The organism is Stenotrophomonas sp. 82F1, from assembly GCF_056861525.1.
This window is the reverse complement of sequence record NZ_JBSPUD010000009.1, coordinates 93,062-110,495: the sequence shown is the minus strand read 5'-3', so window position 1 is coordinate 110,495 and position 17,434 is coordinate 93,062. Positions and strand designations below refer to the sequence as shown.

General features: G+C 67.6%; 11 protein-coding genes. 8 read left to right on the top strand and 3 right to left on the bottom strand.

What is annotated here, in order from left to right; all coding sequences use genetic code 11:
- The first annotated feature begins 136 nt into the window (after nt 1-136).
- The 3 genes from AC13GI_RS11415 to AC13GI_RS11405 are packed head-to-tail and all read left to right on the top strand — an operon-like array spanning nt 137 to nt 3,378.
- Complete coding sequence (locus AC13GI_RS11415) at nt 137-1,120, top strand: alpha/beta hydrolase (protein WP_099819442.1); 984 nt, start codon at nt 137-139, stop codon at nt 1,118-1,120.
- The gene (locus tag AC13GI_RS11410) at nt 1,117-2,739 is read left to right on the top strand and encodes a carboxylesterase/lipase family protein (protein WP_482996312.1); all 1,623 of its coding nucleotides are present in this window, start codon (nt 1,117-1,119) and stop codon (nt 2,737-2,739) included. The genes AC13GI_RS11415 and AC13GI_RS11410 overlap by 4 nt, the downstream gene beginning before the upstream one ends.
- A gap of 51 nt (nt 2,740-2,790) precedes the next feature.
- The gene (locus AC13GI_RS11405; protein WP_099819440.1) at nt 2,791-3,378 is read left to right on the top strand and encodes a cysteine dioxygenase family protein; all 588 of its coding nucleotides are present in this window, start codon (nt 2,791-2,793) and stop codon (nt 3,376-3,378) included.
- Nucleotides 3,379-3,470: 92 nt separating this feature from the next.
- On the opposite strand, the gene AC13GI_RS11400 is transcribed toward AC13GI_RS11405, so the two are convergent.
- Together AC13GI_RS11400 and AC13GI_RS11395 are read right to left on the bottom strand one after the other, a co-directional pair.
- Nucleotides 3,471-7,274, bottom strand: coding sequence for a LamG-like jellyroll fold domain-containing protein (locus tag AC13GI_RS11400; protein ID WP_482996311.1), 3,804 nt, complete (start codon nt 7,272-7,274; stop codon nt 3,471-3,473).
- A 136-nt stretch (nt 7,275-7,410) separates the two neighbouring features.
- Nucleotides 7,411-10,173 carry a TonB-dependent receptor gene (locus AC13GI_RS11395; protein ID WP_482996310.1) on the bottom strand — a complete coding sequence of 921 codons (2,763 nt, stop codon included), beginning with the start codon at nt 10,171-10,173 and terminating at the stop codon, nt 7,411-7,413.
- A gap of 285 nt (nt 10,174-10,458) precedes the next feature.
- Here AC13GI_RS11395 and AC13GI_RS11390 point away from each other — a divergent pair, with 285 nt between their 5' ends.
- Both AC13GI_RS11390 and eda read left to right on the top strand, forming a co-directional pair.
- Nucleotides 10,459-11,478 carry a sugar kinase gene (locus tag AC13GI_RS11390; RefSeq protein ID WP_099819437.1) on the top strand — a complete coding sequence of 340 codons (1,020 nt, stop codon included), beginning with the start codon at nt 10,459-10,461 and terminating at the stop codon, nt 11,476-11,478.
- Nucleotides 11,465-12,103 (top strand): bifunctional 4-hydroxy-2-oxoglutarate aldolase/2-dehydro-3-deoxy-phosphogluconate aldolase, encoded by a 639-nt coding sequence (gene eda, locus AC13GI_RS11385; RefSeq protein WP_099819436.1) that lies wholly within the window; start codon nt 11,465-11,467, stop codon nt 12,101-12,103. The genes AC13GI_RS11390 and eda overlap by 14 nt, the downstream gene beginning before the upstream one ends.
- A 51-nt stretch (nt 12,104-12,154) precedes the next feature.
- Here eda and AC13GI_RS11380 read toward each other — a convergent pair whose 3' ends face one another.
- Nucleotides 12,155-14,005 carry a sigma-54-dependent Fis family transcriptional regulator gene (locus tag AC13GI_RS11380; protein ID WP_243379971.1) on the bottom strand — a complete coding sequence of 617 codons (1,851 nt, stop codon included), beginning with the start codon at nt 14,003-14,005 and terminating at the stop codon, nt 12,155-12,157.
- A gap of 222 nt (nt 14,006-14,227) precedes the next feature.
- Between AC13GI_RS11380 and adh the strand changes: the two genes are divergently transcribed.
- From adh to AC13GI_RS11365, 3 genes are all read left to right on the top strand, one after another.
- Nucleotides 14,228-15,757 (top strand): aldehyde dehydrogenase, encoded by a 1,530-nt coding sequence (gene adh, locus AC13GI_RS11375; protein ID WP_099819434.1) that lies wholly within the window; start codon nt 14,228-14,230, stop codon nt 15,755-15,757.
- A gap of 74 nt (nt 15,758-15,831) precedes the next feature.
- Complete coding sequence (adhP, locus tag AC13GI_RS11370; protein WP_482996309.1) at nt 15,832-16,860, top strand: alcohol dehydrogenase AdhP; 1,029 nt, start codon at nt 15,832-15,834, stop codon at nt 16,858-16,860.
- 104 nt (nt 16,861-16,964) lie between these two features.
- Nucleotides 16,965-17,354: a hypothetical protein gene (locus AC13GI_RS11365; protein WP_099819675.1), complete on the top strand. Its 390-nt coding sequence runs from the start codon at nt 16,965-16,967 to the stop codon at nt 17,352-17,354.
- Nucleotides 17,355-17,434: the final 80 nt, after the last annotated feature.

Here is a 17,434-nt window from a genome sequence, read left to right as displayed (position 1 = left end):
GTTGCACTGCCCATCGACAGCGTCTGCAGGAGGTGTATATGGTAAACCGGTGTCATCGTGCAAGCCGCAGCGCATCACGAGCGCTTGCCGGTGACCTCGGCCACTCTGTTGCCTCCCCGTTGGAGCCCTGCCCACCATGCGTTTTTCCCGTGTGCTGCTGTTGCTGTCCGGTCTGCTGCTGGCCATCCCTGCGTCCGCCGCCGATGCGCCGCTGCGCGCGGGCGAGCGGCTGGGCAAGGAGCTGGCTGGTGAACAGATACCCCTGTGGCCAGCCGGCCAGGTGCCCGGTGAAACCGGCACTGCGCGACCGCCGCGCGTGGTCGAGCGCAGCGATGATCCGGCCCACCCTGATCGCTTCATCGACCAGGTCGATGCGCCCTACCTGCTGGTGCATACACCCGCCCACGGCAACGGCCGCGCGCTGCTGGTGATTCCCGGTGGCGGCTACCAGCGCGTGGTGATCGACAAGGAAGACAGCGCGCTGGTGCCGGCGTGGGTGGAGCGTGCCGGCTATACCCTGTTCGTGCTGCGCTACCGCCTGCCGCAGGCCGACCGCGACCGCCAGGCGGCGCTGGCAGACGCGCAGCGCGCACTGCGCGTGGTGCGCGACCAGGCCGCACGGCGCAGGCTGGATGCCGACAGCGTGTCGGTGATGGGCTTCTCCGCCGGTGGCCACGTCGCCGCACGGCTGGCCACCGGCTTCGATGCACCGGTCTACCCGCCGCGCGATGCCATCGACCGCCTCAGCGCGCGTCCCGCCCGCGCGGTGCTGGTGTATCCGGTAATCGACATGGGCCCGCATGCACACAGCGGCTCACGCGGACGCCTGCTGGGCGAGCGGGCCGATGCGGCGCTGGCTGCGCAGTATTCGATGCAGCAGCACGTACGCGCGGACATGCCGCCGACGCTGCTGATCCACGCCAACGACGACCGCGTGGTCAGCGTGCACAACAGCGAGGTGATGGCGCAGGCGCTGGCCAAGGCGGGCGTCGAGCACGAACTGCATCTGTTCGCCCACGGCGGCCATGGCTTCGGCATGCGCATGCCGCCTGATTCAACGCTGGCCGTGTGGCCGCTGCTGGCACAACGCTGGCTGCAGACGACGGAGGCCGCACCTTGAACGCAGGGACGACCGACCTGCAGCGCCGTCGTTTCCTGCGCGACAGTGCACGCTGGGCGCTGGCCACGGCCACCCTCGCAGCGCTTCCTGCATCCGCACTGCCTGGACCACGTGCTGACACACAGGTGGTGGCACGCCTGCGTGGCGGCCGCGTGCGTGGCCAGCGCGAGCACGGCGTGCACATGTTCCGTGGCCTACGCTATGGCGCCGACACCTCCGCCTACCGTTTCCAGCCACCACGCCGCGAGACAGGTTGGCGAGGCATCGCCGACGCCCTGGAATACGCCGCCTCTGCACCCCAGACGGGGGCGGATGGTCCGGGCAGCGAAGATTGCCTGTTCCTCAACGTATGGACGCCAGCGCTCGGCGACGGCGGCAAGCGGCCGATCCTGGTCTACCTGCATGGTGGCGGCTTCAACAACGGTTCCGGAAGCGACCCGCTGTACGACGGCAGCGCGCTGTGCCGGCGCGGTGACGTGGTGATGGTCACCGTCAATCACCGCCTGAACACCTTCGGCTACCTGTACCTGGGCGCGCTGGGCGACCCGCGTTATGCGGCCTCCGGCAACGTCGGCCAGCTCGATCTGGTGCAGGCGCTGCAGTGGGTGCGGGAGCACGCCGCGGTGTTCGGTGGCGATGCCGGCAACATCACCGTGTTCGGACAGTCCGGTGGCGGCGCCAAGATCGCCACGCTGATGGCGATGCCCGCAGCGAAGGGCCTGTTCCAGCGCGCGTGGACGATGAGCGGGCAGCAGGTCACCGCGGCCGGTCCACGTGCGGCGGCGCAACGCGCTTCGATTGCGATGGACGCGGTTGGCGCGCGCGACCTGCAGGCACTGCTGCGCCTGCCGACGGCCGAGCTGCTGGCCGCCACCCGCGCACGCGATCCTTCGCGGGTGGAAAGCAGCGCGCTGTATTTCGGCCCGGTGCTGGATGAGGTGGTGCTGCCGGTGCATCCGTTCTGGCCACAGGCACCGGCGCAGTCCGCGTCGATTCCGATGGTGATCGGCAACACCCACGATGAGACGCGCGCGTTTCTAGGCAACGACCCGGCCAACTTCACGCTGACCTGGGAGAGCCTGCCGGCGCAACTGGAGAAGCAGCAGTTCGTCGATCTTTTACCTTCGGTGGTGATCGCAGAATATCGACGCCTGTATCCGCACTACACGCCGTCAGAGGTGTTCTTCGCCGCCACTACGGCCGGTCGTTCCTGGCGTGGTGCAGTGGAAGAACTGGAGGCGCGCGCCCGGCAGACATCGGGTGCCGCACCGACCTGGGCCTACCAGCTCGATTGGCCGTCACCGGTGGAAGAGGGACGTCTGCGCGCGTTCCACACGCTCGATATCCCGCTGGTGTTCGACAACGCCGGCCTGCCCGGTGCCCGCACCGGCGGTGGTGACGCCGCCATTGCACTGGCGGCGACGATGAGCGATGCCCTGATTGCGTTTGCGCGTTCTGGTGATCCGAATCACGCAGGACTGTCGCAATGGGCCCCGTATTCACTGCCACAACGGCAGACGATGTTGTTCGATCGGCACAGCCGCGTGGTTGACGATCCACGCGCGGGAGAGCGTGCGCTCTATGCAAAAGTGCCCTTCGTTCAGCGCGGCACGCAGTGATGACACCGCGATGCAAACATTCTGTTAACCCGCCTCGGCTAGAGTCGGTTCATGGAAGCGATGTTCACGCCACCGCCGTTTACCGGCCGCGAGCGCTTGATTGCAGGGATCGACGGCGCTGTCTGCCTGGTCGATCCGAAGGCGATCACCGATGCGCTGCAGCGGGTGCTGCGTGAGGCCATCATCGATCCGCTGATCGAGCTGCCGCCCTGTGTACGCCGTCCGGTGGATGGCCATTACGCGCGCCGTGAACTGCACCGCAGTCCTACGCTGGGCTACAGCGTCATTGCGATGTGCTGGGGCCCGGGGCAGGGCACGCCACTGCACGACCACGATGCGATGTGGTGCGTGGAGGGGGTCTGGCAGGGCGAGTTGATCGTGACCCCGTATGCGCTGCTGGAACAGCGTGGCGAACGTCACCGCTTCGCCGCGCAGGACACGCTGTACGGTCACCGCGGCAGCGCCGGCAGCCTGATCCCACCGCACGAGTACCACACGCTGCGCAACGCCAGCGACGAGGACATAGCCGTATCCGTCCACGTCTACCAGGGCGTGATGGAGCGCAGCGCGGTGTTCGATCCGCTCGACGACGGCTGGTACCAGCGCCGGGTGAAGGTGATGGAGACCGAAGCGTCCTGATCGCGTTCCGCCGGGCATGGCCCGGCGCTACCAGGGCTTGTGGGCAACCGATTCATCGGTAGCGCCGGGCCATGCCCGGCGGAACGCGGAGTTCACCGCGGCACATCCACCACATTGTTGAGCCGCGTGACTTCCTCTCCGCCGTCGGCCAGTGCAACACGCACGCGCAGGCCACTTCGATCACCGGCCGGCAACGGCAACGACACCACTGCGGTCTTCGGCAACAGGTCAGTCGGTGCAGCCATCGCCGGCACTTCGGTGCGTGCGATCTCGCGGCCCCGCGCATCTTCCAGCACCGCCACGCCCACGCCGCTGGCCACATGCCCAAGGCCATGTACCGTCACGTGTACCTGGCGCCCGTCCATCCGCACATCACCACGGCCCACGCCCAGATCCGGACGCGTATCCACCGGCGTCCCCGCAGACACGCGCTCGAACTCGAATACCTCGGTGCGGCCAGGTTGGAACTGCATCGGTACCGAAGCACTCGTTTCCAGCTGCACCACGCGCTCGCGCGGCGTACCGTCGATGCGGCCATCGCCGTCGCCATCCACGCCACTGCGCACGCGCCAGGTACCGCTGGCCACGTTCCAACCGGTCATGTCAGCGGCGATCACGCGCGAACCGAGGTTATGGCTGGTGACCGTGAAACGCTCGCGCGAGGGCGCATGCACCAGCAGCGCCACCTGTTCGGCGGCACCCTCGCGATCGAAGCGCCAGCTGACGGTGTGCCCGGGCCAGCTCTGGTTGCGCTTCAGGGCGATGCCACCCAGCCGTGCACGCTGCAGGAACTCGCTCGGCGCTTCCACCCGGTCGGACCACCAGTGGCCTTCGGTGTTCATGTACGCACGTTGCGCCTTGGCCTGCAGACCATCGGCATGCAGTGCGTCGATGTACTTGCGGTCGCCGCTGGCCTGCCAGGCCATCAGGCTGGCGAAGCCGGTCTTCCCGGCATCGGCCTCGGCGGTCAGCAGCGGGTACCAGTCCTGCTGCCGGCCGAGCGCCTCCACGTAGTTCTCGCCGAGGTTGGCCAGCGCGCCGGGCCCGCCGCGCTGCACGCGGTAGTCCAGCGCCTGCAGGTACTTCGCATCGCCGGTCCAGCGCCATGCCGCCCAGAACGTATGCATGGTATCGCCGCTGCCGGAGCCGCTGTTGAGTTCGCCGCCGCGGGTCTCACCGGTCGCCCAGTTGATTTCGTTGGGCAGGGTGAAGCGGCCCTTGTCGTCGCTGCCGGCGTGGGCCAGATAGCCATCGGCCAGGCCGATCACCAGCCGGCGTCCGGTCGCGTCGGCGTTGTACTGGCCCAGCAGGAAGGCCGGATGCAGCACCGGGAACGAGTACGGCTTCTGCCACTGCCAGTTCGGTTCGCGGTAGACCTTGTTGCCACCGAACCAGTTGCTGGAGAACAGCAGATGACCCTGCGGGTTGCGCAGGATGATGCGCTCGTCGAACGCCTTCACCGTTTCCATCAATCGTTCCAGGGTCAGTGGATCACCCCAGTTGAGGTAGAGCATCGCGCTGTTGGTGTTGATGCCTTCCTCGTAGGCATGCAGCTCGTCGGTCTCGATGGTGCTCAGGCCATTGCTGAACATGCCATTGCGGTACACCGCGTCTGACAATGCGGTCAGCGAGGCATTCAGGCGGTCCGGCTGCACGCCCATCAGGGCCAGCCCCGGCCATTGCTGGGTCAGGTCGGAATCGTCGGAGATGCCGCCACCGAAATCGCCGTAGGCCACCTGCCGCTGATCGATCCACCAGTCGACGAACTGCCGCACCTGGGCCAGGTCCTGCACCTGGTGGAACGCCCACGCCGGTACGCCCTTGGGCGCGTCCGGCGCGGTGTACGGTGGTCGCCCCTGGCTGTTGTAGCTGATGTAGTTCCAGTACAACCGGCCCAGTTCGTGGTCCGGGTCCACCCGCAGCAGGTCGCTCAGGTCCGCGTATACGCGCGCATACAGGCGCTGGCGCTTGGAGGTGGTGTGTTCCTCCACCAGGAAGCCCCAGTTGTCGCGCACCTGGTTGAAGCGGTCGGCCACATGCTCCTTGATCGCCTCGGCGCGTGGCTTGAACACCAGCCGCACCTGCGCACCGTCCAGTGCCTTGGCGTCGAAGCCGGGAGCAGCCGAGGCGATGCTCAACCACAGGCTGTCGGGCGTCAGGATGCGGTCGCGCAGGTCCAGCCACAGCGTGCGCTTCTGCCCGGGCTGCACCGAGACCGAAACATCGATCATGTCGCGCGCCGGCCAGATCGGATCCTTGATGCGGATGTTCAGCGGGATCAGCCCATCGTGCGTGGCCGGCAGGTCCAGTGCGGGGATGTCGATGGCCACGCCGTCCAGGCCGTCATGCATGTTTTCCCAGCTGTAGGCCCAGCTGCGGATCAACGGCTGGTTGGCCGGCGCATCACCCACGCCGGAGGGAATCAGCACGTGCACGATCGGCTTCGGCTCGGCCGGCAGCGTGTCGGCGCTGCGGCGCCGCGAGCCTGCGCCCTTCGGCAGCGCCATCACCGTGCTGCGTTCGGCCAGCGGATAGCGGCCGTCGATGTAACGGCGCAGCGTGTCCAGGTTGGTGTAGTCGGGCAGCGCCTGGCTGTCGATGACATAGTTCTGCTTGACCGTGCCATCGGGCTCGGCGCCTTCGCTCACGTCATACGCCCAGATCTCTTGGATCGGCGTCTCCTGTTCAACGTTGCTGAAACGCAGCACGCCCCCGGTCTGTGCCGGAATGTCGTCGACGCTGCGCACCACGCCTTGGGGACGCGTTGCCAGCACCTGCGTGGCGTGCGCCGCATCGCGGCCGTGGGCCAGCGTGCCGAACGCCGCACCGCGGATCTCCACGCGGTTGACGGTCTCGCCGGCCGGGAGGGTGAGGTCCAGGTGCTGGCCGCTTTCCACATAGGTGTTCCAGTCCGGCAACTGGAAGTAGTCGTTGCGGCCGGGCAGGCGCGAGCGGTTGTAGACACCGGGCCAGGTGGTTTCGGCGATACCGTCGGTGGCCTTCCACATCCACGCTTTCATATCGCGGGTATCGGCGAACTCGATCTTGCGGATGCGCGTGCTGGCTGCGGTCAATGCCGGTGGCGCTGCGCCGTCCCAGCCGAAGCGATGGCGCCAGGCGCGGTCATCGCTGGCGCTGGCAACGGCGCTGGTGACGGCCTTGCCACGCGCGAGCGCACTGACGGCCGCAGCATCAAGCATGCGGTCGTACACGCGGATGTGCTGGAAATCGCTGCCGCGCAGGAAGTTGTAGCGGCTCTGCACCTGGTAGGGCGCCATCACCCGTCCGGCCAGGCCGAGCTGGTCCAGGGCCGCATCGTAGTCACCGCTGGCCTGCACACGCGCCACCTCGCGACCATCGACGAACAGGCGTACGCCCTGGTCTTCATCCCAGGCGAAGGCCAGGTGCAGCCACTGGTCCGCGCGTGGCGGCGTGTCCATGCGGAACGACACACGCGTGCGGGCAAGGTTGGCATCGGTGACGAACGCATCGAAGCCATGCCCGTTCCAGTCGATGCGCAGCCAGGCCATGTCCCAGCTGCTGTGGTCGGCGTAGCCGACGCGGAAGATCACGAACGGAGCTTCGCCCACCGCATACCGCGCGCGCCAGTCGAAGGCGAGGGTGCCGCGCTGGGCAAGGATGTTGCCAGGCGCATCCCAGGCAAGCACGCCGTCGTCCTGCCACTGGATCGCCTTGCCGCGCGCTCCGTCGTCGACGATGTCGACCTTGTCGCGGAAGTTCGGCACCGCCTCACCCTGCGCCACCACGGCCTCAAGACCCTTGCCGGCATCGACGTGGAACAGCAGCGTGGGTGCATCGGTAGCGGCCATCGCGGGGCCGGCAGCCAAGGCCACCGCCAGCAACAGGCAGCGGGACAGGGTCGAGCGGTGCGGCATCAGGCGTTTCCTTTCAACGGGCGACGGCCGGCAAGGGCCGCCGGACCGTAGCAAGGCCACGCCGCGACGGCACCTTGCGGCGCAGCAGCGGTCGTGGCGAACGACGGCGTGCCGGGTGGCACGCCGCCGGCGTTGCTCAGAACTTGTAGCGCAGCCCCAGCAGGTACTGGCGGCCGGTCTCGGTGTACTGCAGCGGCAGGCGACCGGTCAGCGGCGAGTACACCCACTCGTCGGACGCCTCGTTGGTCAGGTTGATGCCTTCCAGGCTCAGTTCCAGCTGGTCGCTGATCTTGTAGCGGATGGACGCATCGAACACCGTGGTACCGGTCATGCCGTGGTAGCCATCGAGGTTGAAGCCGGTTTCCTGGCCCGGTGCCTGGGTCAGGTAGTCATCGCGGTTGGTGGCCGAGATGCGCCCGGCGAACTTCTCGCCTTCATAGAACAGCGTGGCGTTCCACGACGACTTCGACAGGCCGGTCAGGTCGGTCTTCATCACCGGCTGCCCGGCCGCGTTGATGTACTGGATCTTCGATTCCACCCAGGTGTAGTTCAACTGCACGCCCAGGTTCGCCCACTTGCCCGGCAGGAAGGTGAAGGGCTGGGTGTAGTTGGCCTCCACGCCGTGCAGTTCGCCGCCGGGGGTGTTGACCGGCTTGCTGTAGGTGAAGTCATCGGTGGCCGAGGCGCCGGTGCCGACCAGCAGCGAAGCCGGCAGGCCGCTGTCGCTGTACGGGCGCACTTCGCGGGTGGTCTGCACGAAGCTCTCGATGTCCTTGTAGAACAGGCCGATGCCGGCCATCGCGCCTTCGGCGAAGTACCACTCGAAGCCGAGGTCGACATTGGTCGCACGGATCGGATCCAGTACCGGGTTGCCACTGGAAATGGTGCGTGCGCCACCGGCCACCGCCACCGTCGCGCCCGGCGTCAGGCTGCCCAGCCCCGGACGGCTCATCACCTTGGCCGCACCCAGCCGGATCAGGAAGTCCGGGGTGACTTCAGCCACCAGGTTGAACGAGGGCAGGGTGTCGTCGTAGGTGCGGCTGACCGTGGTTTCGACGGTGCCGTTGGCCAGCGTCGACTGCCCGGTGGACGACTGCTTGGTGCGCACGTAGCGCACGCCGAAGTTGCCCGACAGCGGCAGCGAACCCAGTTCGGTGGAGAACTCACCCATCAGGTAGGCGCCACGGTCCTTCTCTTCCACGCTGCGCACGTTGTTGGCGCGCGGGGCAACGGCGAAGGTGCCGCTGTTGCTGTAGATGTCCAGCTGTTCGGCGATCGCATCCAGGTCCGGCACGACCCAGTTCGACGGACTGCCGCTGATGCCTTTCAGTCCGGCCTGCTCGGTCAGGTCCGCCGGCACGATCTTGCTGCCGCCGGCAAAGTTGGGCACGGCCAGTTCGCTGGCGCGGCGCAGTTCGACGGTCTTGAACGTGTAGTCCTTGGCCAGCACACCGCCCTTCAGGCGGAAGCCCGGGCTGATATTCCAGTTGAAATCGATCTGGCCGGTGTCGAAGTCGTTGTCCACGTACTGCGGACGCAGGCGGATCTCGGCCAGTTCCCAGCCGTTGGGATTGGTCGGGTCGATGCCGTAGTTGAGCACCGGCGCACGGCTGTTGCCACGGTAGTCGTAGCTGTAACCCTTGACGTCGTACTTGTCCATGATGACGGTGGTCTGCACCGGGTTCTCGTGCTTGGAGCGCGAGATGCCGAGCTTGCCGGACAGGGTGAAGTCATCGCCGAAGCGGTGCTGGCCGTTCAGCGCGATCTGCTTGAACTCGGTGCTCCACTCGTCGTGGCGGTTCTCGGTGCGGATGTCGACGTTGTCGAATTCACCGTAGAGCAATGCGTTGTCGCGGATCTCGCCGTTCTTGACGATGGTGGTCGGCTTGCCCGACAGGCGTGCGCTCGCATTGGCGCCGCGGCTGAAGGAGATCGCTTCGATGTAGTGCTCGTCGCGCGTCGCATCGATCTTCGAGTACAGCGCATCCAGCGAGATCTCGGTGGCGTCGTTCGGCTTCCACTGCAGCGAACCGGTTACGCCCAGCCGCTTCTGTTCGTGTTCCATCTGCACGTAGCGCGGGAAGCGCGGATGGAACACGTTGGCGCCACGCGCGGCGGCGAACGGCGAGGACGCGGCGAAGTTGCCGTTGCTCGGGCCGTTGGCCCAGCGGCCGGTGTTGGAACCTTCCTCCAGCGCCTGGCGCTCGGAATAGGCCACCGACAGCAAGGCGCCGAAGGTGCCATCGGCGAAGGTGTTGGAGACCAGCGCGGCGATGCGCGGGTCGGCCTTCTCGGCCATCGCGTTGTAGCTGGCCTGGCCACTGGCGGCGAAGGTGAAGCCGTCGTAGTCGAACGGACGCGCGGTGCGCAGATCGACGGTAGCGCCCAGCGAGCCTTCCTCGACGTCGGCCGATGCGGTCTTGCGCACCAGCAGCTGCGAGAACAGGTCCGAGGCGAACACGTTGAAGTCGAAACCACGGCCGCGGTTGGTGCCGCCGCTCTGGTCACCGGCGCCGACCGTGGTCAGCGCTTCCATGCCGTTGATGCGCACGCGGGTGAATTCCGGGCCGAGGCCACGCACCGAGATGTTGCGGCCTTCGCCGGCCTCGCGGGTGATGACCACGCCGGGGATGCGCTGCAGCGACTCGGCCAGGTTCAGGTCGGGGAACTTGCCGATGTCTTCGGCAACGATGGCATCGACCACGCCGGCTTCGCCGCGCTTGATGTCCAGCGCCTTCTCCACGCTGGCGCGGTAGCCGGTGACGGTGACCGTATCCAGGTCGGTGGCGTTCGGGTTGGCGCTCTGCTGCTGCGCGCCGGCGTTGCCTGCCAGGGCCAGTGCGACGGCCATCGCGAGCAAGGTAACCGGTGTCTTTTTTTCATGGTTCCGAGAATGCATGCCTTTCCCCTCTCCCAAAGGTCTGGTATCGCGGCTGTTTCAGCGTGATGACACCGCTGGTCAGGCCGGACGTTAACAGCACGTTCCCGATCCGGCATCTTGCACCGCAACAGATCTGAAATGTCTCCAAGACGCTTGCAGGACAATGCTTCCAACAGTTTGGTAGGCTTAGGGCAAGGCTGGGCGGGATTGAAATGACACCGCTAGCCAAATCCACGCCCCACGCGTGGTCCACAACCACGCCGCCCAGTGTCACATGCGGGCGGCACGCGTGAAGGAGCAGAAATGGGTCGTATCGTGTGTTTCGGGGAATTGCTGCTGCGCCTGGGTGCACCCGGTCGCGAACTGCTGCTGCAGTCGCCGCAGCTGCAGGTGCACGTCGGCGGCGCCGAGGCGAACGTGGCTGTCTCGCTGTCCCGCTTTGGACATGACGTGGCCATGGTCAGCACCGTCGCCGGCAACGCGCTCGGCGCGCATGCGCTGGCCGAACTGCGCCGGCATGGCGTCGATACGCGCAGCGTGCGCGAGGATGCCGACGGTCGCATGGGCCTGTATTTCCTGACCACCGGCGCGGTGCAACGGGCCAGTGAAGTGGTCTATGACCGTGCCGATTCCGCATTCGCCAACAGCACCGCCGCCGACTACGACTGGCCGGCGCTGCTGCAGGGCGCGCAGTGGCTGCACCTGTCCGGGGTCAGTCCGGCGCTGGGCCCGGACGTGGCCCAGGCCACGCTGGCTGCAGCGCGCGCCGCCCGTGCGCTGGGGGTGCGCGTGTCCTTCGATGGCAACTTCCGGCCGAAGCTGTGGCAGCGCTGGGGCGGTGATGCGCAGGCGATCCTGCACGAACTGTTCGCGCAGGCCGACATCGTGTTTGCCGACTACCGCGATATCGAAGTCATCCTCGGCCAGCGGTTCGAACAGGCCGACGTGGTCGCGCGCGTGGAAGCGGCAGCTGAAGCGGCATTCGACGCATTCCCGCAGCTGCAGTGGCTGGCCTGCACCCAGCGGCAGACGCTGAGCGTGGAGCACCATGCGCTGGGCGCGCTGCTGCTGGGCCGCGATGGCACCCGTGCACAGGCGCCGGTACGCCAGCTGCAGGGCATCGTCGACCGCATCGGCGGCGGTGATGCCTTCGCGGCAGGCATCCTGCATGGCATCCTGTCCGCCTTCGATGCCGACGCCACCGTGCGCTTCGGCCTGGCCGCCGGGGGCCTGAAGCACTCCATTCCCGGCGATTTCAATCCCGTCAGCGAAGCTGATGTGTTGGCCCTGATGGGCGAGGAGCGATTCGATGTCCGGCGCTGATCCACGCGTTCGTGCGGTACTGAAACTGGCACCGGTGATTCCGGTGTTCACCCCCGATGACATCGACGATGCGGTGCAGGTCGCGCAGGCACTGTTCCGTGGTGGCCTGCCGGTGATCGAGGTGACCCTGCGTACGCCACGCGCGCTGGAGGCCATCAAGGCCATGGTCGAAGCGGTGCCGGATGCGGTGATCGGTGCCGGCACTGTGCTCGATGCTGCACAGATGCAGGCCGTGAAGGAAGCCGGCGGCCGCTTCGCGGTCTCGCCCGGGGCGACGCCACGGCTGTACGCCGCCGCACGCGATGCCGATCTGCCCTACCTACCGGGTGTGGCTACCGGCTCGGAGCTGATCGTCGGCCTGGAACATGGCCTGGATACCTTCAAGTTCTTCCCCGCCGTGCAGGCCGGGGGGGCCGCGATGCTGTCGGCATGGCACGGCCCGTTTGCTGATGTGCGCTTCTGCCCGACCGGCGGCATCAGCGCGCAGACCGCCAGCCAGTTCCTGCACCTGCCCAACGTGCTGTGCGTGGGCGGCTCCTGGCTGACCACCGCCGCGCTGATGCAGACCCGCGACTGGGACAGCGTCGAGCGCCTGGCGCGCGAGGCCGCGGTGCTGGCCAGCTGATTCCTTGGCCCCTGCTGGAGCTGGGCACAGGCCCGGCGCCAGCGCATCCGCTCAGCCGCGTGGCGTACCCAGCCGCCGGTACAGAGTGCTGCGGTTGATCCCCAGCCGCTTGGCGGCCGCGCTGACGTTGCCCTGGCAATCAGCCAGCGCCTGGCGCATGGCCGCCTCGGCGATTTCTTCCAGCGCACCGCTGGCAGGCAGTGCTGGCGCGGCCGTCGTGCCTGCACGCACCTCCACCGGCAGCAGCTGCGGATCCACCGCTTGACCCGGCTCAGCTAGGGCGGCCAGCGTGCGCAGGCAGGCGCTCAGCTGGCGCAGGTTGCCGGGCCAGGCATGGGCCAGCAGTGCCGCGCGCGCCTGCGCAGACAACACGTGGCCCTGTCCCAGCCGCTGCCACAGGGCATCCACCACGGCACCGCGATCAGGATGCCGCCGCAGCGGTGCCAGGGTCACCACGTGGTCGGCGATGCGGTAATACAGATCCGCACGGAAGCGACCGGCGTCCACCGCCTGCAGCAACTCGCAGTGGCTGGCGCAGACCAGCGCAAAATCCAGTTTCACCGGCTTGCCACCGCCCAGCGGTGACAGCTCGCGCTCCTGCAGCACGCGCAGCAGACGCGGTTGCAGCGCCAGCGGCATGTCGCCGATCTCATCGAGGAACAACGTGCCGCCCTCTGCCTGCCGCAGCAGGCCCGGGCTGCCCTGGCGGCGCGCACCGGTAAAGGCACCGTCCTCGTAGCCGAACAGTTCTGCTTCGATCAGGCCTTCCGGCAACGCCGCGCAGTTCACCGCGACGAAGGGCTTACCGGCACGCGTGCTGCGTGCGTGCAGTTCGCGCGCGAAGACTTCCTTGCCGGTGCCGGTCTCGCCCTGCAGCAGCACCGGCAACCCGGCCTGCAGCACACGCCCGGCGGTGGCCAGCTGCTGTTGCTGTGCGGTATCGAACAGCGGCCCCTGCGCGCGCGCCGGCAACGGCGCGGTCGCCGCCGGCGTGGCCACACTGCGTCGCGACGCGCGTGCTTCGCGCACGCCGTACAGACGACGACCCTGGCGATCAAGCAGCACGCCGTCATCGGCCAGCCGTGACAGCGGTTGTTCGAACAGTGCTTCGTACGGCGTGCGGCCGATGTCCTGCCGATCGAGCCCGAACAGGGACAGGCCGGCACGATTGGCTGCGACCAGGCGACCGCCGCGGAAGCCGAGCACACCCTCGCGCGCACTGCCGAGCAGCGCGGGTTGATGATGCAGGCGCAGCAGCTCGCAGTCGGCCAGGCCGTCGGCGAAACCGCGGTGCTCGATCTGCGCTACCGCCTGCCGCACCAGCGCCAGCGCGTGCACGTGTGGCAGCCGCGCGTCGCCCGAAACATCGAGCACACCCAGGCACTGTCCGTAGGGATCGAGGATCGGCACCGCCGAACAGGTGAGGATGCCGTGCGGGGCGAAGTAGTGCTCGCCGCCACGCACCTGCAGCGCGCGCCCGTCGACCAGCGCGGTGCCGATCGCGTTGGTGCCGACCGTGCCCTCGTCCCAGCGCATGCCCGGCATCAGCGCGACACGACCCGCCTTGTCGAGAAAACCGGCACTGCCTTCGGCGTCGAGAATCCAGCCGTCTTCATCGGTCAGCAGCACGATGCTGCCGCTGTGGGTCATTTCCGCCGCCAACCCATCCAGCTCAGGGCGCGCCTGTCGCCACAGGCGCTCGCGGCGCTGGCGCAGTTCGCGCAGGCGGTGGTCGGTCAGTGGTTCGGCGGCCGGCTGCGCATCCACCAGCAGGCCGTGCCGCTGGCAGCGTTGCCAGGAATGCAGGATCGCCTCCGGCACCGCGCCGACCGGGGCAGCGCCGCGCTCGAAGAAACTGCGCCGGGCACTGCCCAGGCGGGGATCGGGAGCAAGCGGGGACACCGACAGCCTCCTGTGTCGCACATTGCGACAGTTGTTGCGGGACCTGTCCCGATTAACAGCACACCCTGCGCCGGCCTGCAACGGCCGCGCTTGCTGCGCCGCCGCAGGGCGCGCGACAGGATGACCGACGGCCGGGCGATGAAGGCGTGATGCAGCGCAGCAGGCCAGGGTTGGCATCGTCCTTGCGCCTGTGGAGGTACCACGCCCATCGCAGGAACCGCCATGAACGCCATACCGTCCACCCGCCCGCATGCCACCGATCCGCGCTCCCTGTTCAAGCCGCGCTATGGCAACTACATCGGTGGCGAATGGGTCGCCCCGCGCAGCGGCCAGTACTTCGACAACCTCTCGCCGGTGAACGGCCAGGTGTTCACTGAAGTGGCCCGCTCCAACGCCGAGGACGTCGACGCCGCACTCGATGCCGCGCACGCCGCCAAGGACGCCTGGGGCCGCACATCGGCCGCACACCGCGCGCTGCTGCTCAACCGCATCGCCGATCGCATCGAACAGAACCTGGAACTGCTGGCCCATGCCGAGACCTGGGACAACGGCAAGCCGATCCGCGAGACGCTCAACGCCGACGTGCCGCTGATGGCCGACCACTTCCGCTACTTCGCCGGTTGCCTGCGTGCGCAGGAAGGCAGCCTGTCGCAGATCGACGACGACACCGTGGCCTACCATTTCCACGAACCGCTGGGCGTGGTCGGGCAGATCATCCCGTGGAACTTCCCGCTGCTGATGGCGGCCTGGAAGCTGGCGCCGGCACTGGCCGCGGGCAACTGCGTGGTGCTCAAACCGGCCGAGCAGACGCCGGCGTCGATCCTGGTGCTGATGGAAGTGATCGGCGACCTGCTGCCGCCGGGCGTGCTCAACGTGGTCAACGGCTTCGGCCTGGAGGCGGGCAAGCCGCTGGCCAGCAGCCCGCGCATCGCCAAGATCGCCTTCACCGGCGAAACCTCCACCGGCCGCCTGATCATGCAGTACGCCAGCCAGAACCTGATTCCGGTGACGCTGGAACTGGGGGGCAAATCGCCGAATCTGTTCTTCGCCGACGTGATGGCCGAGGACGATGATTTCCTCGACAAGGCGGTGGAAGGTTTCGTCATGTTCGCCTTCAACCAAGGCGAGGTCTGCACCTGCCCGTCGCGCGCGCTGGTGCAGGAATCGATCTACGAACGCTTCATGGAGCGCGTGCTGGAACGCGTGGCAGCGATCCGGCAGGGCAATCCGCTGGACCCGAACACCATGGTGGGTGCGCAGGCATCGGCCGAACAGCTGGAGAAGATCCTGTCCTACATCGCCATCGGCCGCGAGGAAGGCGCCGAGGTGCTGATTGGCGGCGACAAGGCTGCGCTCGGTGGCGACCTGGCCGGCGGCTTCTATGTGCAGCCGACCGTGTTCAAGGGCCACAACGGCATGCGCGTGTTCCAGGAGGAGATCTTCGGGCCGGTGGTGTCGGTGACCACGTTCAAGACCGAGGAAGAAGCGCTGCAGATCGCCAACGACACGCTGTACGGGCTGGGTGCCGGCGTCTGGAGCCGCGATGCCGCGCGCCTGTACCGGGTGGGCCGCGCGATCCAGGCCGGGCGGGTATGGACCAACTGCTACCACGCCTACCCGGCACACGCCGCGTTCGGCGGCTACAAACAGTCCGGCATCGGCCGCGAGAACCACCGGATGATGCTCGACCACTACCAGCAGACCAAGAACCTGCTGGTCAGCTACGCACCGAAGAAGCTCGGCTTCTTCTGAGGATTGATCGGGATCAAGGCGCGGGCATGGGGCCGGCGCCATCCTGTCTGCAAGCGCACTACGGAGAAGCACGCATGAACAGAACCATGAAGGCCGCCGTCGTCCGTGAGTTCGGCAAGCCGCTGGTCATCGAAGAAGTCGTGGTACCGCGCCCGGGGGCGGGCGAGGTGCTGGTCAAGATCGAGGCCTGTGGCGTCTGCCACACCGACCTGCACGCCGCCGAGGGCGACTGGCCGGTGAAACCGAACCCGCCGTTCATCCCCGGCCACGAGGGCGTGGGGCACGTCGTGGCCGTGGGAGGCGGGGTAGGGCACATCAAGGAAGGTGACAGGGTCGGCATCCCCTGGTTGTACTCGGCGTGTGGCCATTGCGAACACTGCCTGGGAGGCTGGGAAACGCTGTGCGAAACGCAGCGCAATACCGGCTACTCGGTCAACGGCGGCTTCGCCGAGTACGCACTGGCCGATGCCAACTATGTCGGCCTGCTTCCGAAGGAAGTGGGCTTTGTCGAGATCGCGCCGGTGCTGTGCGCGGGCGTCACCGTGTACAAGGGCCTGAAGGTCACCGACACCAAGCCCGGTGATTGGGTGGCCATTTCCGGCATCGGCGGCCTCGGCCACATGGCCGTGCAGTACGCCCGCGCGATGGGCCTGAACGTTGCTGCGGTGGACGTGGACGACGCCAAGCTGGCCCTGGCCAGGCGCCTGGGCGCGCAGGTCACCGTCAACGCGCGCACCACCGATCCGGCCGCGTTCCTGAAGAAGGAGATCGGCGGCGCGCATGGTGCACTGGTCACCGCGGTTTCGCCCAAGGCGTTCGAACAGGCGCTGGGGATGGTCCGTCGCGGCGGCACGGTCTCGCTCAACGGCCTGCCACCGGGCAATTTCCCGCTGGACATCTTCGGCATGGTGCTCAACGGCGTCACCGTGCGCGGATCGATCGTCGGCACCCGCCTGGACCTGCAGGAGTCGCTGCGGTTCGCCGCAGAAGGCAAGGTTGCGGCAACGGTCAGCACCGATCGCCTGGAGAACGTCAACGATGTGTTCGCGCGCATGCACGCCGGCACCATCGAAGGCCGCGTGGTGATCGACTTCGCTGCCTGACCCCCTGTGCATGGCCGCCGTGCCCGTTCCCCTCTCCCACGGGCACGGCGGCCATGCCGATCCACCGGCAGCGCCGGGCAGCCTGGCGGCCGTACAATGCGCGCATGCCCGCCACGCTCAAGACCATCTTTCTCTCCCTGCTCGCCCTGATCGGCGCGCTGCTCGCGCTGGCCCTGGTCAGCAGTGCCGCCGGCTGGCTGCCGTCGCTGCTGGGCATGACGCCGGGAAGCGAGGCGCAGCTCGGCTGGGACCTGGCATTCACCGTGCTCGGCGGCATCGCCGCCATTGCCTTTGCCACCTACTACGCACCGTGCTGGCCGCGCGCGCATGGCACTTCGATCTGGTCGTTGCTGGTGCTTGGCGCGGGCTATGGCCTGTGGGTGATGGGGGGCGATTTCCCACAGTGGTTCGTCATCGGCCTGCTGGTTTCGCTGCCGGTGCAGTTGCTGGTTGGCTGGTGGTTCGGTCGTCGCGCATCGCGCGATCCGCGCTGAGCGGATACCGGTAGTGGCGGGCGCGGGGCCGCCCCCCCCCAGAAACAAAAAAATGAGGGCCCCCGCCCGCCCCAACCCAA

Bases quoted from the DNA above. Each gene is read 5' to 3' on its own strand.
- AC13GI_RS11415 (WP_099819442.1), top strand. From the start codon at position 137: ATGCGTTTTTCCCGTGTGCTGCTGTTGCTGTCCGGTCTGCTGCTGGCC.
- AC13GI_RS11405 (WP_099819440.1), top strand. From the start codon at position 2,791: ATGGAAGCGATGTTCACGCCACCGCCGTTTACCGGCCGCGAGCGCTTG.
- AC13GI_RS11400 (WP_482996311.1), bottom strand. From the start codon at position 7,274: ATGCCGCACCGCTCGACCCTGTCCCGCTGCCTGTTGCTGGCGGTGGCC.
- AC13GI_RS11395 (WP_482996310.1), bottom strand. From the start codon at position 10,173: ATGCATTCTCGGAACCATGAAAAAAAGACACCGGTTACCTTGCTCGCG.
- AC13GI_RS11390 (WP_099819437.1), top strand. From the start codon at position 10,459: ATGGGTCGTATCGTGTGTTTCGGGGAATTGCTGCTGCGCCTGGGTGCA.
- eda (WP_099819436.1), top strand. From the start codon at position 11,465: ATGTCCGGCGCTGATCCACGCGTTCGTGCGGTACTGAAACTGGCACCG.
- adh (WP_099819434.1), top strand. From the start codon at position 14,228: ATGAACGCCATACCGTCCACCCGCCCGCATGCCACCGATCCGCGCTCC.
- adhP (WP_482996309.1), top strand. From the start codon at position 15,832: ATGAACAGAACCATGAAGGCCGCCGTCGTCCGTGAGTTCGGCAAGCCG.
- AC13GI_RS11365 (WP_099819675.1), top strand. From the start codon at position 16,965: ATGCCCGCCACGCTCAAGACCATCTTTCTCTCCCTGCTCGCCCTGATC.